This is a genomic window from Thiomicrorhabdus sediminis (assembly GCF_005885815.1).
Lineage (GTDB): Bacteria > Pseudomonadota > Gammaproteobacteria > Thiomicrospirales > Thiomicrospiraceae > Thiomicrorhabdus > Thiomicrorhabdus sediminis.
The window spans coordinates 780,950-803,212 of the sequence record NZ_CP040602.1 but is presented as its reverse complement, the minus strand read 5'-3'; the positions used below and the strand labels follow the sequence as shown (position 1 = coordinate 803,212).

Here is a 22,263-nt window from a genome sequence, read left to right as displayed (position 1 = left end):
AGAGCATTACTTAAAATTCGAACCGTTATTAATCGCACATGCCTGTTTCAACAGCGGCAAAACCATTAGTGCGCCTAAGGCTTCTCCCTGCTTGATCTGCCAACTTAACAATGGCTCTGCCGCCAATATATCAAGGACTTCAGCGTGTGCGGGATGAGCGGACTGCTGCGCAAAAAAGCTCCATTCAACCAGCCGAGGACAGGTACCACACAAACAAAACATCGTTTCCGGAACCGAGTATTTACCAAGACGATAGAGCGTTTCCACGCTGTCACAATCCACCAGCTGATCATTACGGCTGATCATATCTGCTAACCATAAGGCAACCGTGGCGACAAATCCATCAATCAGCATGGTCATCCCCAATTGGGCACAACGTATATAAGCAGCCGCTAAGGCGGCGATTTCGAACCCACCCAGATACTGCAGAATATAAAGCGGAGATTGTAATTCCTTTCGATGCAGAGCAACCGCATCATCAATTTCACTGGCGGTGCGTTTTTCAGCACGAGAAACAAATTCGCCACTACTTGAGATTAACTCCAGGGCGGTTTTACCACTAAGCACCGATGCGATGGCTAAGGCACTGATTTCATTACCGGAAGCGACTTCACCACCAATAAAAATATCCGCCCCCGCTTGATGCGCTCTTTCCACCGCATCAATGCCAACCTGCATTGCAGACAAAAGCTGAGATCGATCCATGGCTGCTTGCCCAAATAGGCTTTGAGTCGCAGGGGCGATTTTTTCGTCTAACCAATCGGGACAATCCGTCAGCTCAGCATCGACTCCCACATCAATCCACTCAGACTTTAACCCCAAAGTGTTAATAAGCGGACTTATTGCCGCACTCTGATGGCAGATTCTGTTGATTCTTTGCATTGTTGGCAAAAGCTCATCGTCTTGACACTTATCATCGAAAAAACCGTGATCACTGGCAAAAATACTCAACCAAGCCTGTTCCAGCGAAGGATTCGTTTTGCCCTGCTGTGCCGCCAGTTTCACGGTAATCTCTTCAATACGACCCAAAGCCCCCTCTGAGGACAGCAATGACAGTTGTTGTTCCAGTACCTTATGTGCGGCTTCTTCATCCAGCGGTTTACTTGCACAAAACAGTCTATTAATCATTACAAATCCTTTTTGGGTCTTCTCTTTACTGGACGAAAAATGAATGGTTATTTTATCAAAGACAAGAAAAAAACCGCCAATGTTGTCGTGTACGGGAACAAGCGTCGAATTTCGGACATAAAAAAACCAGGTTCCCGAAAAGAAACCCGGTTTTATAAGATGGCAGTCGATTCCGTTTAACGCGAATTAATCTGGCCAACGACGATTCGATGATTCTAGACGTTTTACCGCAGGCTCTTTCGTTGCTGTACTTTTTGGTGCAGGTTTGGCAGCCGGTTTTTTAGCCGCTGGCTTTCGAGCTGGTGTCGCTTTTTTAGCCGCCGGTTTTCTTGCCGGAGCTTTGCGAGTGGTGGTTTTGGCTGCTGGCTTTTGCGCCGCTGTCTCTGCCGACTTGGTTTCGCTTGCCTCGGCTGCTGTCGTTTCAGTATTGGCTTTTTGATCTTTAGCTCGACGTAAGCTTTCTGTTAGCTTTGAACCTTTAGTTGTGCTGGTAGTCATAGTACCTCCTCAATAATTTGATCAATCTCTGTTGCCGCATCTTCACCGCGTTTGCCCATACAGTATACACTTAAACCTTCCACAGCGGCATTACGGTATATTGCACGTCGGCGCACACCTGACTGCAAGGCTGGAATATCAAACTCATCCAATGCTTCTTTCATCGCATTAGACAAGGCGCTTCGTGGTTCTAATTGGTTGATCACCAAATACGGCTTTAATTTACGATTACGGATTCTGGCATGTTCGATTGCATCTGCAATGCGAATACTCGCCCATAAATCCACCGGCGATGGTAGAACCGGAATTAAAATCGCTTCTGAAACCTGCATCGCAGCTTGCATAATGCCGGTTTCCAAAGTGGGCGGACAGTCAATGACAATAAAGTCATAATCTTTGGCAAAACGTTCGACTTCACGGCCTAAAGAACCACCTACGGCAATCACTGACACAGGAAACGGCTTATCATCACTCGACAAACTGCTCCACTGACCGGCTGAACCTTGTGGATCGGCATCCACAACTAAGACTCTACCTCTTCGCGCTAAGCCTGCTGCAAAGTTCATACTTAATGTGGTTTTACCAGTACCACCTTTTTGGTTTGCGATTGAAAAAATTCTAGCCGTCATATGGTTTCCAAATACTGTTTAATTCATCCTTATATATCAAGCTAATAGCCAGTTTTATAAGGCACTCATGCAAATATCCCTATTATACATAGCGTTGAAAAATTGCAATTCTAATTTAGTGTTGAATGGGCTTATTTAAGCAGGCTTTCTCTGCATTCAGCAATATAAAGGTTATCTATTCCCTGTTTATATAACCAATAGATTATCAATTAAACAGATTGACTAGAAAATCAGTCAAAAATCACTTACATTACCTCAACAACACTTAAGAATCCTTTAAGCCTGATGAATTCGGCTTTTACATGCTCAATGAGACAATGAAAACAACACTATGATTAATATCGTTCTTTGCGGTGGTTCAGGCACACGTCTATGGCCTTTGAGTCGCACCATGCTTCCAAAACAGTTCGTTAGACTTTTTGAGGGCCAATCGCTCTTTCAGCAAACGCTACAACGCAATGCACCGCTGTGCGATTCGGCTATGATTGTTTCCAACCGCGAACAATACTTTTTAGCGGTTGACCAACTTAGCCAAATTGAAATGCAAGACAACAAATTCCTGCTTGAACCTGTAGGCCGTAATACCGCACCGGCGATTACACTCGCCTGTTTAAGCCTTGATAAAGAGACGATATTGTATTTGTCACCACCTCGGATCATCTAGTCAAAGACCTGCAAGCCTACCAGCAGGCGGTAAAACAAGCCAAAACGCTAGCCGAAGAGAATTACCTGGTTACTTTTGGTATTAAACCAACCTATCCTGAAACGGGGTTTGGTTATATTGAGGCTGATAAAAACCCAGGCAATGATGTTTTATCTTTCAAGGAAAAACCTGATGCCGAGACAGCCCAAAACTATATTGAGCAAGGCAACTACTTCTGGAACTCCGGCATGTTCTGTTTCAAAGCCGGGGGTATTTCTTGGTGAATTGCAAAAGTATGCACCGGAAATCTACCAGGCCTGTCTGAATGCCCTGCCGGCGCATCCACATTGCGATGAAATTAATATTTCATTAGAAGCGATGCAAGCCATTCCTGAAGACAGTATCGACTATGCCGTGATGGAAAAATCTCAAAAGGTCAAAGTAATTCCTTGTGATATGGGTTGGTCGGATGTCGGCAGCTTCGACGCCCTTTATGATGAGCTAAAAGACAGCACTCAGAACAATGCGGTGTTGCCTCGTTCCACTCAAGCCTTGGAGCCGATTTGCGTTGATTCCAAACACAACCTTTTGGTGACACGCGACCGTCAAATCGCGTTGATTGATGTCGATGATTTACTGGTGGTCGATACCGCTGATGCCTTGCTGATTTCCAAAAAAGGCAGTTCGCAAAAGGTAAAAAACGTGGTTGCCGAGATTAAAAAGACTCAGCCTGAAATGGCCGAAGTACACCGCTTGGCACACCGACCTTGGGGAACCTATGAAGTCTTGATCAATTCCGAAGGCTATAAGGTAAAACGCATTGCCGTAAAACCTGGCTCTAAACTGTCATTACAAAAACATTTTCACCGTAATGAACACTGGGTTGTTGTCTCCGGTACCGCCACCGTCACGGTAGATAAGGAACGCTTCCTGGTGCGTCCGAATGAATCAACCTATATCAAAATGGGCCAGGTTCACCGCTTGGAGAATGAAGGTCAAATTGATCTGGTAATGATTGAAGTCCAAGTCGGTGAATACACCGGTGAAGATGACATAGTGCGTATCGACGATGATTATGGTCGCTAACTAAAATCAAAAGCACTCCACAAGACCCAAAAGACGCCTAACCTATACGGTTGGCGTCTTTTTTATTTGAAAAGCCCAAGCTGCCAAATCAAGCAACGCTTAAAATCTAGCCATCGATAATACCGTTACAATCGTTATCGATGCCGTCACGACCTTTTTTACCTCGTGTATCGTTTGCCCCGGGATGAATCGAGGCATCGGTATCATCACAATCGCCATCCGCTACCGTATAGCCATCACCGTCAGCATCATCCCCACTTACAGGAGGAGGGTTATTTGTCGAGCTTTTGCTTAATGAATTATAAACCTGCAATAAACCATGACCATACTGGCTGTCATACCCTCCCTTACCTAGATCCTGAGCATAGTCAAATAGCCGCTGCTTGACCTGGGTAACCGATAAATTCGGTTCTTTAGCCAATAATAACGCCGCCGCAGCGGCCACATGGGGACTTGCCATGGAAGTACCGTTTAAAAAATAATAATTCCAAGTACCGGCATTCATTTCCTGCAACACACCATCGCCATAACCGTCACCATTATCATCACGCTTCACATCTCCGCCAGGTGCCACCATATCCAAACCTTGACCCTGGTTTGAATAACGGGTCAGTTGATTACGATAATCGGTGGCGCCAACCGCTATGGTCGTTGGATAGATTGCCGGATAGCTAACATTTTTTCGGTGCCCATCATTTCCGGATGCGGCAACAACGGTGACCCCTTTGCTAAAGGCATAATCTAGCGCTGGGTCCATAATGGGGTCGTTTGTTAGCGCAAAACGAGCATTGGTTCCCAGGCTCATATTAATTACCTTGGCACCGTTAGCTACCGCATAATAAATACCTTCGGCAATGTCGGCAAAGCTACCGGAACCACTATCATTTAACACCTTAACCGGCACAACACAGGCACCATAGGCCAAACCTGCCACACCGGTGGCGTTATCACTATTCTGTGCAATGGTGCCGCTCACATGAGTACCGTGACCATCGCCATCGTTCGGGTCATTATCATTACTCACAATGTCTTTACCGATAAAAGGCTCGCAAACCCGCACACCATCATTCCCCCCCGGTTTTAAACCCGTGTCTAGCACTGCCACGGCAACATTATTACCCGTAGTGAACTGCCAAGCCTGTTCTGCTTGAACCGATTGAAGATGCCACTGCAAAGGATAATAAGGATCGGAAAGCGAACGCTTGGCGATAAGATTCAAACCGGCACGTTTACCGGACTTCTGCAAGCGTTGGATCAACCCTAACTCTTTACCAGGCTCTACGTTTAATATGGAAATACCGGAAAGCGGTAAATGCTTTTTGACCTCAAACGAGGAAAGTTGGCTAGGTATCGCATAAACCGCGACCTCGCCCCTTTTGAAGGGCGGCGTGTTCGTTCCCGCAAACGACAAGTTTGCGAAAAACAAACTGCCTATAAATAAAACGATGATATATCTCATAACACTCTCCCCAAATAATCAGAGCATAGGTACATTATCTCGCTAACCAGAGGAGTATTTAATCAAATGTATTTATAAAACAATATTATAGAAAAAATATACATCGACTTAATCGCTACTTTAAGGGGCGATTAACTTGCTATCAAAGAGATAACTCAACAACCCAAAAATCACACTTACCAATGGATAAATTACGATTTTGACACTTGTTGATTTTTTAATACAAAGGAGTAATATGAATTTGTAGCTCAAATTCATTTTCTAGAGTGTAACGATGTTTAAGAAGCTTCTCATCATATTGTATCTATTGCAAAGCTTTGCCGGTTCGGCATGGGCTGGGTTAGATATGTCTATGATGAATGCGGCGCAAAAGACTCAAATGCAAATGCTGCATGGTTCCATACCAGAGATGCAAAGCCGCATGACATGTACTCTTTCCGACACCGGTGCCACAGCAACTCAAAACAGCTGTGCGGATTCCTGTAACGATATCCAATGCCTGTCAGTGCACGCTTCAAATGCCTACCTCAACCATCCAGGTTTTGTCGAATTAAATGAAAACACCATTGAATCAATCACCGATTTGCGTGGCTTTGACTTCAATACACGTTACACAGAACCGGAAACCCCGCCGCCTTCACCTATCGCCTAAGAGGCGCTAAAACCCAGACTGAAACTATCTGCTTACCCACTTTAAGCAAATAGCAACAATCCAATTTTTCGCCTTAAGACCATTAATTGAATTTCATATATTTTGCTTTTAAGGAGTTAGGTCATGAAGACGACTATTCATAACACTCAATTATCACGACGTAAATTTGTTCATGGTATGGCTGTAGCCACTACCGCCGCCGCAGTGGGAGCACGAATTCCCAATGCCTTGGCCGAAGATGAATTTATCTCCCGCAACACTGAGGAATTTTATTCTCAGCAAACGCTATTAAGCGGTACCGAGTTTGATTTAACCATTGCCGAAAAACGTGTCAATATTACCGGAAAAACGCGAATCGCCACCCTGATCAATGGTTCCTTGCCTGCACCCACATTAGTGTTTAGAGAGGGAGACACCGTTACCTTAAGGGTCAAAAACGAATTGGATGTCGACTCATCCATTCATTGGCATGGCATAATCCTGCCAACCCATATGGATGGTGTGCCAGGTTTCAGTTTTGATGGCATCAAGCCAGGCGAAACCTACACTTACCAATTTACCCTTCAACAAACCGGAACCTACTGGTATCACAGCCACTCGGAATACCAAGAACAGACCGGTGTGTACGGTGCAATCGTCGTCCTGCCAAGAAAGAGCGAACCTGTCCATTCCGACTATGACTATGTCGTGCAACTTTCCGATTGGTCAGACACGGCTCCTGAAACCATCTATGCCAATCTCAAAAAAATGGGGGATTTTTATAATATCGGGCAAAGAACGGTCGGCGATTTTTTTGACGAAATCTCGCAATTCGGTTTTTCTAAGGCGTGGGAAAACAGAAAGATGTGGAATACCATGAAAATGACTGATCGCGATATATCTGATGTGTCCGGTGCCACCTATACCTATTTGATGAATGGCTTATCCCCGAATGCCCATTGGCGTGCTCAAATAGAAGCCGGTAAAAAAGTGCGTTTACGCTTTATCAATGCCGCAGCGATGACGTTTTTTGATGTTCGCATTCCAGGCCTAAAAATGACGGTTATTGCCGCCGACGGTAATTTGATTCAACCTGTGCAAGTCGATGAGTTTAGGATTGGTGTCGCCGAAACCTACGATGTCATTATCGAACCTGAAGCCAAACAAACCGCCTATGCTATCTTTGCCCAGTCTATAGATCGCACCGGATACGCTATTGGCTCCCTGACAACCGATACCAGCCAAATAGCAGAGGCTCCAGAAATGGATCCGTTACCGATTCTAACCATGACCGATATGGGAATGGATCATAGCGATATGCAGGGCATGGATCATTCGGGTCATGATATGGGCTCAATGAATGATACTGCCACCGACCACTCCGGTCACGACATGGGATCGATGAGTGATAACCCCATGGACTCCTCAGGCCACAACATGGAAACGATGAACAATAATGCCATCGATCATTCAGGTCATGACATGTCGAAAAGCTCATATTCATCGCCCGATTACCGTCACGCCTTAGCGTCTGAACAAATGCAAATGGGCATGGATGTCAGTGATGTCGATCACTCCGCTCATTCACACAGCGCACAAGCCATGAATGTAGATCTCGATTCCATTATGATGCCAATGAATATGAACCCAAACCTCCCACAAATAGAGGTTCCCAGAAAAGAAGGTCCGCAGATTGATATGCGTGCAACCGGTGCCAGCTATCGCTTGGACGATCCTGGGGTCGGGCTACGTAACAACGGTCGCAAGGTGTTAACCTATGCAGACCTTAAAAACCTGTACCCTACCCGCCACGAGCCAAAACCCACCAAAGAGCTTGTTCTCCACTTGACAGGAAACATGGAACGTTACATGTGGTCAATTGACGGCATTCCTTTTGATGAAGCGCCGCCGTTAAAGTTTCAATACGGTGAACGAATCCGTATCACCTTTATTAACGACACCATGATGAATCACCCAATGCATTTACACGGCGTCTGGAGCGATTTGGAAACAGGGGATGAGAACCACATTCCTAGAAAGCACACGATAGTGGTTCAACCCGGTGCCAAAATCAGCTATAGAGTCACCATGGATGCACGCGGTGATTGGGCATTCCACTGTCACATGCTGTATCACATGATGGGCATGTTTAGACGCGTACAAATTCGATAATCGACAGAATTCAAGGAAAGACATCATGAAATACTTAATCAAAAAACCGGCCACAATTTTTTTTCAATCAATCTTTGCCATGACCATCATGACCGTTAATGCGCAAGCGGGCGGAGAAAGGGATCCGTTATTGGCTTATTTTTTAATGGATAACCTAGAAGTCAGTAACCAGGATAACAACCCTACGGCCTGGGCTGCCACGGCCTGGGTCGGAAAAGACTGGCATAAGCTATACATTAAATCCGAAGGCGAAAGCGCACACGGAGAAATAGAGTCTGAAAACCAACTGTTGTACTCAACTCCAGTCGAAAAGTTTTGGGATTTACAGCTTGGCGTGGCATATGACACCACGCCGGAATCCAATCAGACCTGGGCGGCAATCGGTATACAGGGTTTAGCGCCTTACTTCTTTGAAACCAATGCTCTGTTGCTGGCAAGTTCTGACGGTTTGGGTTTACGCCTAGAATCCGAATATGAGGCTTTATTTACTCAAAAATGGGTACTCACACCCAGTATCGCCTTGAGTGCCTACTCCTTTGATAACGAACAAATGCGGATGGGCTCCGGCTTATCTAAGCTAAATATCGGGTTGCGTCTGCGTTACGAAATCACGCGCAAATTTGCGCCTTATATCGGCCTAACCTATAACCAGTTCTTTGGCACAACTGCAGATTACGTCAAAGCAGAAGGCGGCAAAGAACAAGAAGCAAGCGTCGTTGCCGGGGTGCGTTTCTGGTTCTGATTTGATTAAAAAAAGGTATGGGCAAAAGTGCGATGTTTTGCCCATACCCATTTGATATAAGGCCTTCCCATGAAATTATTAAATGAATACAGACATTTAGAGTTTTTATAATGCAGACTCTAATTAAGTACTAGAATGTAAGCACGAACATAGATTATTCGTTCATGTTTAGCCCTCTATTACAAGAATCCAAAAGAGAATATAACTTAAATACGCTAAACTTGATTTAGCTTACCCAACGATGATTTATGAGTACTTCACAAAAAAAACTACCCAGCCTAAGAAAACGTTACGTATTGCTCAACATAGTAATCGGCCTTTTGGTTATTGCGGCAATCACTGCAGCCTACTTTAAGGCACTGAATACAAAAAACACTGTTAATCGAGGGTATGAAGGTGTTTTGAATGAACAAGCCAACCTCAAAGAGGTCAGAGATTATCTTTTACACATTAATGGAGACATCAACCACTTCCTTCTTGATCCCCTTAACCAGCACTTAACTCAAAATATCGATATTTATACCTCAGAATCCATCGACTCGCTTAACCAACTCAATGAATCCACACATCCATATCATGTTGACTTAGCGAATACCGTAAATCCGATTAAGCTAAATTTCGAAAAACTCAACAAAGAGATAAAACGCCTCATAGAGTATCGACTGGATATCAACAAACAGTACCCTGCAATGGATATTTCAGCCAATATCATGGAGGTTCAACAAGACAACATTAAATCGGGGTTCGAGATTTTAATATTGGAAATCGAATCTGAAAGCCTCAAACCGACCAATGAAGAACTTTACCCTCTTTTATTGAAAACTCGTACTCTTTGGTCTGAAGCCATTTCCCAGACCCGAATCTACATGGTTAACCGCCTGGCTTCATTTACCACCGAAATACTTCAACAACAGGGAAGCAGTCTCGCCGATATGTATGAACTGTTTAAAAAGAATCTCAATCAACTTGAAAAGTTTTATGCTGAAGAAGACAGCTTTGAAGGTTTACCGACAGTAAAATCCATCCACAAGATATCAGAAGACTGGATCGACAATTTTTTACAGATGCGAAACCTGTCCGAAAATAATCAATGGCGATCAGATGCCATGATTATGCAAAATGATATTCTGCCACTCATTACCAACATCACAATCCTTTGTAACCAGCTTGAAAAGGTATTAAGAGATGAAAAACAAAACCTAGATAATCAATTATCGAAAAGCGATGCATTTTTCAATTATTTGATTTACGGGATCATCAGCTTATATCTAATCATCATCAGTTTCATTCTATTATCGATGGAATGGGCCATTTTCAAACCTATTGATAGAGTCACTCAGGCATTACGCTCACGCGCATTAGAAGTGACTTTACCGAAAATAAAACCGGCAAAAACGAAAGAGATGGCCCGACTCATTGAAGCTTTCGTTGAAATGGATAATGAAGTCTCCGCAAGACAAAACGAGCTGGAACATCAAGCACTTCACGACCACTTGACAGGCCTTCCAAATCGTTTTTCATTAAACCAACGTATCGAATATCAGTTACTTTCCTCGGAAAGACAGCATTCAACCTTTTCACTGTTCATCATGGATTTGGATTATTTCAAGGATATTAACGACACGCTCGGACACGCCTCAGGGGACTCTTTGCTGATTGAGGTCTCAAAGAGGGTTAAGCGCTTAATACGTAAATCGGATACTTTAGCGAGACTTGGCGGCGATGAGTTTTCTATTCTATTACCTGATACAAACAAGGAAGAGGCTGCCTTTTTAGCTGAAAAAATCATCGAAGATATCGCCCATCCTTTCAATTTGAATGGAGAAAAAGTCTCCATCAGTATAAGCATTGGGATAGCTGGTTTTCCTCACGACGGCCTGAATGCCGAAACGATTTTGCAATGCGCTGATATGGCCATGTACGCCTCCAAACGTAAACGAACCGGCTATTCTCTTTACAATGCTAATCAAAACGTCTATAGCAAAGACAGGCTCATATTGGTTAATGACCTGCTTGAAGCACTCGAACTAGAACAATTCGAGATTAATTTTCAGCCTAAGATAAATCTCGAAACTGGAAGCATTTGTGGTGCCGAAGCATTATTACGTTTCATTCACAAAAACCATGGCTATGTACCACCAGACAAAGTTATCGAAACCGCAGAAAGAATGGGCGTGATTCATAGGCTGTCATTACAAATACTCAAAAAATCCATCGCAGAATGCAGTAAATGGCATAGACAAGGTTATCCGATTTCCGTTTCTGTTAACCTATCAGTCCGCGACCTTGCAAGCACTGGCCTATGTTCGAAGGTCAAAGAATTCATGGAAGAGTTCAATCTGAATTACGAGTTTTTAACGTTGGAGATTACCGAAAATGTCATGATGGAAAACCTATCTCTTTCCATTGACCAATTGAATAAATTGAACAAACTCGGGGTGAAAATATCCATAGATGATTTCGGAACAGGGTTTTCATCTCTGGCTTATCTCAAGCGCTTACCTGTTCAGGAGTTGAAAATTGATAAATCGTTTGTTATTGATATCGAGCAAGATGAGAATGACCAGCAAATTGTTCGCTCGACTATAGACTTAGGACATAGCCTAGGACTAACGACTGTTGCCGAAGGCGTTGAAACACTAACCGCTATGGAAATAGTTAAAAGCTATGGCTGTGATCAAGTCCAAGGCTACTACTTCAGTAAACCCGTTAACCCAGAAGAATTCAGACGGCTTTTAAGCATGCAATAAACCACGAGCGCAAAAATTTAAGGCAAAAAATTAATCGGGAAGCTACAGATTATGAAAAAACATTTCCAGTTAAAAAAATATTTTTTAATGACAGGTGGTATTGCTTTCCTTGTATTTACGATTATTTTTGGAACCGGCGTTTATAGCCGTGATATGTCTAATTTGGAAAACCTCGGTGAACGTGAAAATATCATATTGTCAGGTTTTTTGGGCAAACTACTCGAACCTGAAATTAAACAACTGCTATCTTCAAGTAATACCAGTCAAGAGTTTCTGAGAAACCATAAAGCAAAACATAATATTGACAGTATTTTAAGTAAATTTTCTAAGCAATATCCTATTTTAAAAGTGAAGATTTTTGCTAAAAATACTACAACCATATACTCCTCAATTGCAGACGAAATCGGCAAAAAACCCAGTCATAGCTCATCTCTTGAGGAAGTGTTCAAGCTGTCGAACACCAGCAGCGAGCTGGTTTTAAAAAACAGTTTTCAAACTTCTTATGGTGAAATGTTTGATAGGAAAATCGTTGAAACCTATATACCTATTCATAATGAAGACAATGAAATCATTGCGGCTTTCGAACTCTATTCAGACGTTACGAATTTAGTGGATAAGTCAATTAATAAGCTTTACAAAGATATTATTTTTCTTGTGATTGAATATTTAGGGCTTTTCATAATTATTTATTTACTGGTTAGGCATGCCGACAACATCATTAAGAATCAGTATAAAGAACTGGATGAAGTAAATCATCAGCTAGAGTTAGCCAAAGACAACTTAGAAGCCAAAGTTCAGGAGCGGACACAACGGCTCTCGAATACCGTAGAAAAACTTAACCAAGAAATCCAAGACAGAATGAAAGCTCAAAATGCAAATCAGGCAAAATCTGATTTCCTTTCAAGTATGAGCCATGAATTACGCACCCCTCTTAATGCAATCATTGGATTTAGCCAAATCCTAGAGATAAGCGACTCTTTGAATAAATATGATCTTGATAATGTCAATGAAATAAAAAAGGCGGGAGATCATCTTTTGAACTTAATCAATGATATTCTCGATTTATCTAAAATTGAGGCCGGTAAGATTGACTTGTCCATCGAAGCAGTCGACCTCAAAGGGCTTACCTCAGAATGCTTTTCTTTGATAAAACCTTTTGCACAAAAGCACGATATTCAAATTGATTATCAGTTAACAACGGATCTTGCTGTTAGAGCTGACTATACCAGACTCAAACAGGTCTTATTAAACCTTCTTTCCAATGGAATTAAATACAATAGAAAAAATGGCAAGGTGAGCCTAACAATCAAGGAAAACAAACCACAACATACAATAAGGTTTGAAGTTATCGATACCGGGGAAGGAATCTCAAAAGAACAAATACCTTTACTATTCCAACCATTTGAGCGGCTGAACATGACTAAAAGTGAAATCGAGGGCACCGGAATAGGCCTTAGCATTTCTCAAAAAATCATTGATTTGATGGAAGGTAATATTGGTGTAGAAACCGAACTAGGCAAAGGCACTACTTTTTGGATTGAATTACCAGCCGAAAATGCAAAAGTCGATAAGGAGATAACCAATTCTGACATTTCCACCAATGGTGAAGGAATTGATCATGCTTCAGAGCAAAGAAAGTTTCATGTTTTGTACATTGAAGACAATCCTGCCAACATCAAACTTGTTAGTCGTGCTTTAAAACCCAAAAACTATATTAAGTTACATACAGCTCACCTTCCTGAAGTCGGCATAGAACTGGCGATTGAAAATAAACCGAGCTTGATTCTCTTAGATATAAACATGCCTTCCATGAATGGCTATCAAGTTCTAAATATCATCAGGCAAAATCAAGACATTAGACATATCCCGGTATTTGCAATTACAGCCAATGCTATGCCAGATGATATAAAAAAGGGATTGGCGGCCGGTTTTAATGAGTATTTAACAAAGCCGCTCGACATTGCTGTATTAAATGAGCTAGTAGATAAATACATCGGAATCAGCTCCGGTGGCTAACTAAAAAGAAAATCAAGTGTTATCTTCTTATGAGGGGAATCGCCGACATCCTTTGTTCAACAAGGAATCCTATAAAAGGTGATTGGCCACCAACTATAAGATGGTTAAACGCTATGCCCACTTCAGTGTAGATTACTTGGCACAATACGTCATAAATGGCACAAAATTGGCACAAAGCCAAAATTTGAGCGAAAAAAACCAGTGTTCAATATCCGCTAAACCATTGAAAACACTGGTTTATATGTTTGGTAGCGGGGGCAGGATTTGAACCTACGACCTTCGGGTTATGAGCCGCTATTTTCAATAATTTCAACAACTTAAATACACTCTCAACTATTTTTGACAAACTTTATCCCACTTAACGCTACTTAGTATTTTCTGAGTATCCTTGTATATCAAACGGTAACCAAAACTTTGTACCCAATTTCTTAGTTCAAAACCTAGCGTTAGAGTCACTTTAGACTCCCTCCCTTTCCAGATTCGCATACTCAGTTATCCAAGACTGCACTTTTTTGTAAAAAAAACTACACCGCCACTTTTTGTTGATAGAATTCAAATCATTAAGTTATAAATCAACGATAAAACCAATTAGGAGATGATATGAATAAGAAACTGTCTGCTCTTGTACTTGCAACTGCTGGAGTTCTTGCAAGTACAGGGAATGCTAGTGCCGCTCAATTTGAGTTGTCAGACGATCAAAAACGATTGATTGCTGCTCTTTTAACAGCCCCAAAATCGGCACCTGGAATTGGAATTGGCGTACCAACAGGCTTCGCCGCTAGCAGCGGCCAAATGTACTTTTCGGTAGGTGGAACCACAACGATAAACAACAAACTGGACGGTTCAGCAAGTGTTGGCGCCGGGTTTGGAGATACCGAAAAACTGGCAATGGAGCTTCAACTCAACATAATCAGCCTTACAAATAATGGTCAAGACTCCGGTTTTGGTGAGCAAGGTTCCGGTTCAATTAAATTTAGTCACAATGTAGGTAAGACCTCAGGAGTCTCGTTTGGAGCTGAAAATATCGCACGATGGGGAGCTGGTCTTGAACAAGTGGATCCGAGTGTTTATCTAGCTTATACAAACGTCCAACCCCTATCATCCAACCCCTTCAATCCATATACTCTTAGCTTAACCGTTGGGGTGGGCAATGAACGTTTTGCCAACGTAAACAATGGCACAAAAGATAGTGAAATCGGTATTTTCGGTGCCGCAGCATTGGCTGTGCATCGTCAGGTGGGTTTAATTTTGGACTATAACGGTAATTATGTCAGCGGCGGCTTGTCATTTGTACCTATGAAAGAGTATCCATTGACTGTTACTTTAAGTGCTGTCAACGTAAATGGTGTTGATGCAGCTGATGGCGGCACTGCAACTGGTAAAACTGAATTTGGCGGAAGCATAGGTTACAGCTTCAGCTGGTAAGCCGTTTGCCTGTTCCCAAAATTAAAAAATTAGGAGATTTAGAAATGAAAATGAAATGGCTAGTTTTGCCTCTTACCCTATTCAGCCTAGTTCAAGTAGCTGTTGCGGGAACTGAACCTGCGGCAAATCAATCACAACCAACCTCATCAACGGTTACACCAAATTCGGCTAGTAGTGCAACTCGAAACGCTATAGTTGCTGGATCAGCAGCAACAATTAATGGTCAAACAATCACTGTCAATAGCGTTTCGCCTCAAGGGCTTATTTCAATGTCAATTGAAGTCACATCGCAAACAACAGGTCAAAAGGTTTCAATTCCAGCTACAGCACGAGTAACTGCGGTTGGACAAGTGACTGTTATTTTTAACGATGGCTCAACAACCACCTTCAATGCATCCGAATTTCAATAAGAGCACTACGATCTTGTATACCTAGAGAAGGAGTTTGCCACCTGAAACGCATCATATCAAGTGGCAAATCTCATACTCAATCAACCATATCAGACATTCATAATCAAAAAACCACTCAACACAAAGAAAAACATAACTATTTGATTTAATTATTATTTAACTAGGGTTATGAGCCAATATTTTTAATTAAATCAACAGCTTAACAACACTCAACCCCAATCAAACATACTTCAAACCACTTTAAGCAACAATACAAAAACTCATTTCGGAAAATCTTTAAGGCAGCATTTACCAGACGGATTTCGAACCTCGCATGAACAATTCTTGAGTTTTGTTTGTTCGATCACAAAGTCTTTTATAGTAGAGTCATTCAAATAGTCTTGCTTCGATACTCCAAAGCAGTAACAGATCAGCGCACTTGAGCTATCAGTTTTAACTCCTACAATGGATCGAACATCCGAACGCCTTATCTCTGAACCCTTATTATCAAAATATACGACGTCACAATCTGGATCATCGCAGAAATAATAGGCATTTCCTTCAAAAGATAACTTCCAAGGCTTAATAACGTTGTGTAAAACCGTAAGAATGGACACTCGCTTGCATAGCTTTTGATTTAGTGGACACTGGAGCCTATCAGGTTGAGTAGCACAACTACTGTTATTAGTTCCGCAACAACATCCCATAAAATAACTCCTAATTCATGTAACTAAACACTTTCTCATTTCACTGTATTTTAAAAGATAAAAATCTTCCTAAGAAACTATGGAGTCGTTAAGAGATGAATCGCCACTAAAAACCTAGACGCTTTTTAGCCTCATTTCGTACTGCTTCTCGTATTCAACCGGTGAGAGTTGATTGTTCGATGAATGACGTCGTTTAGGATTGTAAAACATTTCGATGTAATCAAAAATGTCTTGTCGGGCTTCATCCCGGTTTTTGTATATCTTTCGCTTGATGCGTTCTCGCTTCAATAATTGAAAGAAACTCTCAGCAACCGCATTATCATGACAATTGCCTCTTCTGCTCATGCTGCCTTCTAAATTATGGAACTTTAAAAAGTGATTCCAGTCATAACTGGTGTACTGACTTCCTTGATCTGAGTGCACTATGACTTTATCTTTGGGGCTACGTTTCCACACCGCCATCAATAACGCATCCAACACCAAGTCTTTGGTTATTCTGGATTGCATCGACCAACCAATGATTCGTCGAGAAAACAGATCTACCACCACCGCTAAATACAACCAGCCTTCATGCGTTCGAATGTAGGTAATATCAGTCGCCCATGATTGATTAGGCGCTGGCGAATTAAACTCTCGGTTCAGTCGATTCGGCACAACGATGTTTTCCGTTCCAGACTTCTGTCTTGGCTTTCTATAACCAACCTGAGCTTTTAATCCGGAATCATGCATGAGCTTGTGTACTCGGTTGATACCAATAGATTCGCCATGCTCAAGCATGTCGGCAAATATCTTCCGATAACCATAGATACCACCTGATTCCAGCCAGAACTGTTTTATCAGTCCAGTTTGTCTTTGGTTGCGCTTTTGGCTTGTTGAAATGGGCTTATTTAGCCAAGCATAGTAGCCACTGGGATGAACATTGAATAGTTCACATAATCGTCGGATTGATTGTCCTTTTGCATTCTGTCGAATAAAGGCATACCTCAATCGGACTCTCTTGCGAAGTATGCCGCCGCCTTTTTTAGAAGATCTCGTTCTTCTGTGACACGAGCCAGTTCTTTACGAAGGCGCTTTAATTCAGCTTGCTCATCTGCTTTGGCCTGATGACTGTCTTTGTCAGGTCCATACTTCTTCAGCCAGGCATAAAGACTATGGGTTGTAACATCTAATCTTTTGGATACTTCCGATACAGGATAACCTCGCTCGGTTATCTGTTTTACGGCTTCAATTTTGAATTCTTCAGGGTAGCGTTTACTGCTCATTTAACACCTCTTTTTTGACCATTATAAAATGGCTATGAAGTGTCTAGTAAATTAGTGGCGATTCATTCTCCTTCCTAAAGAGTCAATAAAACATAACATATTGATTTACTTATGATTAAACTAGTACTATTAGCCACCATTCTTAACAAATTCAATAACTTATAAGCACTCCCAACAAATTAACAATCCATAAAACAACTTTAAGCGAATTAAGGCAAATACAGGATATTTCATAGAGTAATTAATCTCTATAGTCACTTTGTCTATAAATTTCTTTTTCCAACCTACACCATTCACTAAAAACAATATTCTCGTGCATATCAATTAAATCTTTATAAGGACAAATTTCATTAGCATCTTCAATATCCTCAAACTTAACTCCACTTTGTAAAAACTCTGGCGTCAACTCATTATTTTTGCTCAAAATCGATTCACTCAATGAAAACAATTCGCACCATTCTTCATAAAACGAAATGGCAAATTCTTCGGAATCGATTTCTAAAAATAGTTCACGTGAATTATTCATGTTATATGTATAGTTTAATGAACCCGTTATCACAGCTTTAGGTTTTAAATTAACCTCGTTGTGCTCATTTTTCTCGATATCACAACGAATTAAATATTTATAGTGCATTAAACTGTAATTATCACCATTAACACCAAATAACCTAAATGTTGAATCATTGTTGACACTATCTAGATCACGTTTAAAAAAAGCTTTAATGCAGCCATTTTTTAAAACTGTGGATATACAAAAATTAACTGGGTTAGAAATGTATCGTCTTGCTTCATAATCAGGTAGCTTCATAAATTGTTTTTTATCAAGAATTATGCAACAGCCTTTATTAACATTTTGCAAAGCATTAATTATATTTTGGTTATTAAACCATGGCGCACAACCAACAATTACCTCTGAACTCTCAATAAAAGAAACTACCTTTGTTTCATTTGAGCAAAAACTTATTTTTATTTCACCACCATTATCAAGGTGTAATGATTTATTAAGTTGTTCAGAAAAAAGTTTATTTAGATTTGCCAAGGATATAAAACTCCATTAAATAAAATACTATTTAAATTAATCTATCTTATATTTTATTAAAGAGGATTGATTTACAAAATATAGATTTCTATTTGCTCTAGTACAAGCAACATAAAGCTTATTTTTGGTAGTTGATGCTAATGATTCAAGCTGGCTGTTCTTAAAGGCTCTAAATGTATTTGGATTCAAAACAACACAAACATCATTAAAGTGATCAAGCCCTTTTGTACTTCCCCAATTATGAGTATTACCATTGTACGAAGTGCTTTTATTAAAAAATAGTTTAGCTACTGAGTTATCTAGAAAAATTTTATCAATTTCTAATTGATCTTCCAGCAAACAAACTTCCACTGCATCTTTACGATGAGATTCAATATTAATACCAATATTTTCTGTTACGAATGAACAAATACTTGGACTGCATCGATAACTGTGAGAAAGTGACGTCAAGTCAATGGTATAACCCGCTTTCTCGAATTGTTTACAGTAGCCTTCAAATGATTTATGGAGATTTTTTTGAATCATTCCATCATTACTAGTATCAAAAGTATGCTGAAAAAAATCACCAACAAGCTGTATATCTACATCTGTGGCTGATAAAGCACATAAAAAGTTAAAGTCATTAGCTGCGAAATCCTGTACCTCATCAACAAATACAAAATCAAAAAAATGTTCAATTCGCTTTATTACATCAGAAACCACATTAAATTCAATTAACAGTTTCGCCAAACGATTGGCATATAAACGCAAATTTGGATCAATATAGTGCTTTCTTGAATCTTTCTTTGATTGCAGAATATGTTTGGGGAGCGAGTTTGGAAAAATCAGCCCTTTTGTTTTAAGTTGATAACCACAAATAGGCCTAAAACAAAACGAGTAAAGAAACGTAAAGTAACTGTATACCTTTACCCCTTTGGGAATCAATCCAAACTTTTTAATGATCCTTTTTTTTAAATGACTTGTATTATTATCGGTATAAGTAACAATTAAACAACGAGACTCTAGATTCAGTTGTTGAATAATACTTGAAGTTTTACCCGAACCTGCAACCGCAAAAACTACTCGTTTATCCACTCTATCGCCTTCTGAATGTACTCAGGTACTACTAATTCATTAAAATAGTTATCAGTGAGTTTAAAAGCAGTCTCAGCTTTATTATCTAACATCCAATCAAGAGCGCTTTTCTGTACACGATTACCCTCAATAAGTTTGTCGCAAATTGCAGCATTATCTTGATACAAACAAACCTCAAATGTATAACGAGAATTATCTTCATCCGAAAATACAATTATATTTTCAGCTACAAAGTCAGAATAATTATCTACACACTTTTTTTGATAATCCCCATCATTGTCTCGAATCACAGCAACTTTTATATTTAAACGACTTGCTAACGTCATGTACCGCTTAAAGCTCGTACCACCGACAGATATAACATGAATATTATCTTCATCAAGAGTTCTTCCTGTCGCCTTACTATATAAAGCCTCCATTAATATATATTCTGCATCTCCTTCCACTAAAATGACTTTGGAAGACAGAACAAATTCCAAGATATTATTGTCTGGAGCCTTCATAAAAAATTTAGCCGTATCTTCGTCGATATCATCCAGTTTTAAAAACTGTTCAGATGAACTGTTCAACAAAATTGCATTACGTAAATCCAACCTTGTAGAAATCAAACTATTATGAGTTGTAATAATTATCTGATTTTCATGCGATTGTGATATTTTTGAAATCAGCCGCTTCATATTTACGTGGCTCAAATGGTTTTCAGGCTCTTCCAAAAGCAAACTATGTATTGCCTCTTCGCCATTACTCCTTGTTAGAGCAAACTCTGTTTTTATAAAACATTGATGACCTTTCCCTCTTTCATCAATTGGGATAGAGTCTTGCAAAAGAGCTATATCTGTATTTAAGTTTGATTTTGAATTCGACTTAACCGAGAACTTAACGCCTTCTAAACCGTCATTGATTTCTTGAAAGTAATCAATAACAAATGATTGTTTAGCCTGGCGGTATCTATTACTTAACTTTGTTCGCTCAGTCATTTCAACTGATGATTCATAAACTGTTTTCGTATATTCTTTGTTGGCATAATCAGTATTTATCTGTGAATTATCAATTGTTAAATATTTTAAGAAACGGCGATATCCTGAGTAAGCTTCACCATTAAAAGTAAAAAACTTAACAACATAAAATTCAAAGGGGAAGTTACCATCTTCGGCAAGAACTTGATTAATCTCAGCACTTAAATCTTCATTTGGTAAGCAAACCATATGCAACCCACTGGCATCAATTCCTTCAGAATTATTTCGGCCATACAAATCTGGATTTGTTTCATCTCCTAAATACAGCTCTACATGTATTTCAGGAAGCTGTTCAAAAGACTTGTCACTTCTAAAAAATTGAACTATCGCATCACGATTTAATAGAGATTCAATACCAATGGTCTCAACCCTATTTCGACTTCCACTGGCAATGAGTTCTATAGCTTGAATAATAGAACTTTTTCCTGATTCATTACCTCCAATAATAATGTTGGTTTTGTCATTGAATTCAATTTCAAACTCTTTAAAACGTTTAAAATTCAAAAGCTTTATTTTTTTTATGTATTGCATTACGAAAATTTCCTCTAAGCTTAAAGCTTAAACTGAATAGCAACTAACTTGCTAGACATTACAAATGTCTAGCATATAAAGCTAGTATTAATGCTTAACTTTGAATTGAATTACCACTAAAAAACCAGATACTTTTTTGCCTCATTGCGTACTCTTTCTCGTATTCAACTCATGAATGCACATGATGAGTAATAATCATGCTAAGATGCTAAATAATCAGTATTATTATAATAAAACCCGTATTATCTTTCCATAAAGTCAAATCCACAGTCCAAGAAAAAAACAAAATATGAACGATATATTATCTGGTCAATATTCAACTTATATTCTTGCAATGTTTTCAGCTGTTCTATTTAGCGTGGGCTATTTATTTCGTTCAATAAAACAAAACAAACAAAATAAAAAACTAGCTCTGTATCATTTACTAGAAATCTGGCATCGCGTATCAGCCCTTAAGCAAAATACATTTGAAAAACTGTATGACCAATTGATAAGTGATTTTAAACTCCAACTCCCCCAAGAAATAGTTTCTCAAAGTAACCATTTTGAGGAACAGTTGAAATCATTATTAATCCCCCAAACAGCATCAAACTTAACAAACTTTCTAAACTCAGATATTAGTTCGTACCAAGAACAATATAGTAAAGCTTTGGAGTTAATCGCTATAGATGCCCCTATATTGGCTTACAAAATTAGCTCTTCCACCAACATACAAGATTTGATATCACTTCTTGACGAATACATAGGACAAGCTAAACCAGTTTTGGCGACATTAGATACTAATGAACAAGATGCGGACTCATTAACAAGTCATATGTCAGATAGCCTTCACGGTCTTGCATTAAAAGATTTAGAAAATGATATTCTCGCTTTAGCTCGAAAAATTGGATTTTTTACATACTTAAGTTGTAAAAAACAAATAAAGCATCGAAAAAATAAACTTAATGGCGAGAACCTAGAAGAATTAAAAGAACAGTTGAATACATTAATGTCTCAAACTTTTCCTCAGATAAACTTTAATAACAATCGCAAAGAATAAATATCTAAATAATATTCACTTACCCAA

The 22,263-nt window shown here is 39.9% G+C and carries 20 protein-coding genes; 11 read left to right on the top strand and 9 right to left on the bottom strand.

Features of this window, described 5'->3' with window-relative positions; all coding sequences use genetic code 11:
- Positions 1-6: 6 nt before the first annotated feature.
- The 3 genes from FE785_RS03665 to parA all read right to left on the bottom strand — a co-directional run bounded on the left by FE785_RS03665 (position 7) and on the right by parA (position 2,255).
- Positions 7-1,128 carry a nicotinate-nucleotide--dimethylbenzimidazole phosphoribosyltransferase gene (locus FE785_RS03665; RefSeq protein ID WP_138564474.1) on the bottom strand — a complete coding sequence of 374 codons (1,122 nt, stop codon included), beginning with the start codon at positions 1,126-1,128 and terminating at the stop codon, positions 7-9.
- A gap of 186 nt (positions 1,129-1,314) precedes the next feature.
- A complete protein-coding gene (locus FE785_RS03660; RefSeq protein WP_138564473.1) occupies positions 1,315-1,626 on the bottom strand; it encodes a hypothetical protein in 312 nt (103 codons plus the stop codon).
- A complete protein-coding gene (gene parA, locus FE785_RS03655; RefSeq protein ID WP_138564472.1) occupies positions 1,623-2,255 on the bottom strand; it encodes a ParA family partition ATPase in 633 nt (210 codons plus the stop codon). Before parA ends, FE785_RS03660 begins: the two co-directional genes overlap by 4 nt.
- A gap of 331 nt (positions 2,256-2,586) precedes the next feature.
- On the opposite strand from parA, the gene FE785_RS10930 reads away from it, so the two are divergent.
- From FE785_RS10930 to FE785_RS10920, 3 genes are read left to right on the top strand one after another with little or no spacing between them, the layout of a single operon-like run.
- Positions 2,587-2,919, top strand: a complete 333-nt coding sequence (locus tag FE785_RS10930) for a sugar phosphate nucleotidyltransferase (protein WP_275115356.1) — start codon at positions 2,587-2,589, stop codon at positions 2,917-2,919.
- Positions 2,889-3,182 (top strand): sugar phosphate nucleotidyltransferase, encoded by a 294-nt coding sequence (locus tag FE785_RS10925; RefSeq protein WP_338065107.1) that lies wholly within the window; start codon positions 2,889-2,891, stop codon positions 3,180-3,182. Before FE785_RS10930 ends, FE785_RS10925 begins: the two co-directional genes overlap by 31 nt.
- Complete coding sequence (locus tag FE785_RS10920; RefSeq protein ID WP_275115355.1) at positions 3,091-3,984, top strand: cupin domain-containing protein; 894 nt, start codon at positions 3,091-3,093, stop codon at positions 3,982-3,984. Before FE785_RS10925 ends, FE785_RS10920 begins: the two co-directional genes overlap by 92 nt.
- A 106-nt stretch (positions 3,985-4,090) precedes the next feature.
- Here the strand turns inward: FE785_RS10920 and FE785_RS03645 are convergent, their stop codons facing one another.
- Positions 4,091-5,443 (bottom strand): S8 family serine peptidase, encoded by a 1,353-nt coding sequence (locus FE785_RS03645; RefSeq protein WP_138564471.1) that lies wholly within the window; start codon positions 5,441-5,443, stop codon positions 4,091-4,093.
- A gap of 274 nt (positions 5,444-5,717) precedes the next feature.
- Here FE785_RS03645 and FE785_RS03640 point away from each other — a divergent pair, with 274 nt between their 5' ends.
- The 7 genes from FE785_RS03640 (at position 5,718) to FE785_RS03610 (ending at position 15,589) form a co-directional block, all read left to right on the top strand.
- The gene (locus FE785_RS03640; RefSeq protein WP_138564470.1) at positions 5,718-6,095 is read left to right on the top strand and encodes a hypothetical protein; all 378 of its coding nucleotides are present in this window, start codon (positions 5,718-5,720) and stop codon (positions 6,093-6,095) included.
- A gap of 123 nt (positions 6,096-6,218) precedes the next feature.
- On the top strand, positions 6,219-8,246 hold the full coding sequence (locus FE785_RS03635; protein ID WP_138564469.1) for a copper resistance system multicopper oxidase: 2,028 nt from the start codon (positions 6,219-6,221) through the stop codon (positions 8,244-8,246).
- Between the two features lie 25 nt (positions 8,247-8,271).
- The gene (locus tag FE785_RS03630) at positions 8,272-8,988 is read left to right on the top strand and encodes a copper resistance protein B (protein WP_238696352.1); all 717 of its coding nucleotides are present in this window, start codon (positions 8,272-8,274) and stop codon (positions 8,986-8,988) included.
- Positions 8,989-9,236: 248 nt separating this feature from the next.
- The gene (locus FE785_RS03625; RefSeq protein WP_138564468.1) at positions 9,237-11,738 is read left to right on the top strand and encodes a putative bifunctional diguanylate cyclase/phosphodiesterase; all 2,502 of its coding nucleotides are present in this window, start codon (positions 9,237-9,239) and stop codon (positions 11,736-11,738) included.
- A 51-nt stretch (positions 11,739-11,789) separates the two neighbouring features.
- Positions 11,790-13,754 (top strand): ATP-binding protein, encoded by a 1,965-nt coding sequence (locus FE785_RS03620; RefSeq protein ID WP_138564467.1) that lies wholly within the window; start codon positions 11,790-11,792, stop codon positions 13,752-13,754.
- Positions 13,755-14,354: 600 nt separating this feature from the next.
- Positions 14,355-15,179 carry a hypothetical protein gene (locus FE785_RS03615; RefSeq protein ID WP_138564466.1) on the top strand — a complete coding sequence of 275 codons (825 nt, stop codon included), beginning with the start codon at positions 14,355-14,357 and terminating at the stop codon, positions 15,177-15,179.
- A 44-nt stretch (positions 15,180-15,223) separates the two neighbouring features.
- On the top strand, positions 15,224-15,589 hold the full coding sequence (locus tag FE785_RS03610) for a hypothetical protein (RefSeq protein ID WP_138564465.1): 366 nt from the start codon (positions 15,224-15,226) through the stop codon (positions 15,587-15,589).
- A gap of 260 nt (positions 15,590-15,849) precedes the next feature.
- On the opposite strand, the gene FE785_RS11015 is transcribed toward FE785_RS03610, so the two are convergent.
- The 5 genes from FE785_RS11015 to FE785_RS03590 all read right to left on the bottom strand — a co-directional run bounded on the left by FE785_RS11015 (position 15,850) and on the right by FE785_RS03590 (position 21,197).
- Complete coding sequence (locus FE785_RS11015; protein ID WP_420856745.1) at positions 15,850-16,275, bottom strand: putative iron-sulfur cluster-binding metallochaperone; 426 nt, start codon at positions 16,273-16,275, stop codon at positions 15,850-15,852.
- Between the two features lie 114 nt (positions 16,276-16,389).
- Positions 16,390-17,537 (bottom strand): IS3 family transposase gene (locus tag FE785_RS03605; RefSeq protein ID WP_138564464.1). Its coding sequence is split into 2 segments (ribosomal slippage): positions 16,390-17,288 and positions 17,288-17,537, totalling 1,149 coding nucleotides; the frame shifts between segments, so codons are not numbered across the junction.
- A gap of 241 nt (positions 17,538-17,778) precedes the next feature.
- Complete coding sequence (locus FE785_RS03600; protein WP_138564463.1) at positions 17,779-18,576, bottom strand: phospholipase D-like domain-containing protein; 798 nt, start codon at positions 18,574-18,576, stop codon at positions 17,779-17,781.
- A gap of 36 nt (positions 18,577-18,612) precedes the next feature.
- Positions 18,613-19,650, bottom strand: coding sequence for a DEAD/DEAH box helicase (locus tag FE785_RS03595; RefSeq protein WP_138564462.1), 1,038 nt, complete (start codon positions 19,648-19,650; stop codon positions 18,613-18,615).
- Positions 19,635-21,197, bottom strand: a complete 1,563-nt coding sequence (locus tag FE785_RS03590) for an ATP-dependent nuclease (RefSeq protein WP_138564461.1) — start codon at positions 21,195-21,197, stop codon at positions 19,635-19,637. Before FE785_RS03590 ends, FE785_RS03595 begins: the two co-directional genes overlap by 16 nt.
- Before the next feature lie 289 nt (positions 21,198-21,486).
- On the opposite strand from FE785_RS03590, the gene FE785_RS03585 reads away from it, so the two are divergent.
- Positions 21,487-22,236: a hypothetical protein gene (locus FE785_RS03585; protein WP_138564460.1), complete on the top strand. Its 750-nt coding sequence runs from the start codon at positions 21,487-21,489 to the stop codon at positions 22,234-22,236.
- The last annotated feature ends 27 nt before the right edge of the window (positions 22,237-22,263 follow it).

Bases quoted from the DNA above. Each gene is read 5' to 3' on its own strand.
- FE785_RS03665 (WP_138564474.1), bottom strand. From the start codon at position 1,128: ATGATTAATAGACTGTTTTGTGCAAGTAAACCGCTGGATGAAGAAGCC.
- FE785_RS03660 (WP_138564473.1), bottom strand. From the start codon at position 1,626: ATGACTACCAGCACAACTAAAGGTTCAAAGCTAACAGAAAGCTTACGT.
- parA (WP_138564472.1), bottom strand. From the start codon at position 2,255: ATGACGGCTAGAATTTTTTCAATCGCAAACCAAAAAGGTGGTACTGGT.
- FE785_RS10930 (WP_275115356.1), top strand. From the start codon at position 2,587: ATGATTAATATCGTTCTTTGCGGTGGTTCAGGCACACGTCTATGGCCT.
- FE785_RS10920 (WP_275115355.1), top strand. From the start codon at position 3,091: ATGCCGAGACAGCCCAAAACTATATTGAGCAAGGCAACTACTTCTGGA.
- FE785_RS03645 (WP_138564471.1), bottom strand. From the start codon at position 5,443: ATGAGATATATCATCGTTTTATTTATAGGCAGTTTGTTTTTCGCAAAC.
- FE785_RS03640 (WP_138564470.1), top strand. From the start codon at position 5,718: ATGTTTAAGAAGCTTCTCATCATATTGTATCTATTGCAAAGCTTTGCC.
- FE785_RS03635 (WP_138564469.1), top strand. From the start codon at position 6,219: ATGAAGACGACTATTCATAACACTCAATTATCACGACGTAAATTTGTT.
- FE785_RS03630 (WP_238696352.1), top strand. From the start codon at position 8,272: ATGAAATACTTAATCAAAAAACCGGCCACAATTTTTTTTCAATCAATC.
- FE785_RS03625 (WP_138564468.1), top strand. From the start codon at position 9,237: ATGAGTACTTCACAAAAAAAACTACCCAGCCTAAGAAAACGTTACGTA.
- FE785_RS03620 (WP_138564467.1), top strand. From the start codon at position 11,790: ATGAAAAAACATTTCCAGTTAAAAAAATATTTTTTAATGACAGGTGGT.
- FE785_RS03615 (WP_138564466.1), top strand. From the start codon at position 14,355: ATGAATAAGAAACTGTCTGCTCTTGTACTTGCAACTGCTGGAGTTCTT.
- FE785_RS03610 (WP_138564465.1), top strand. From the start codon at position 15,224: ATGAAAATGAAATGGCTAGTTTTGCCTCTTACCCTATTCAGCCTAGTT.
- FE785_RS11015 (WP_420856745.1), bottom strand. From the start codon at position 16,275: ATGGGATGTTGTTGCGGAACTAATAACAGTAGTTGTGCTACTCAACCT.
- FE785_RS03590 (WP_138564461.1), bottom strand. From the start codon at position 21,197: ATGCAATACATAAAAAAAATAAAGCTTTTGAATTTTAAACGTTTTAAA.
- FE785_RS03585 (WP_138564460.1), top strand. From the start codon at position 21,487: ATGAACGATATATTATCTGGTCAATATTCAACTTATATTCTTGCAATG.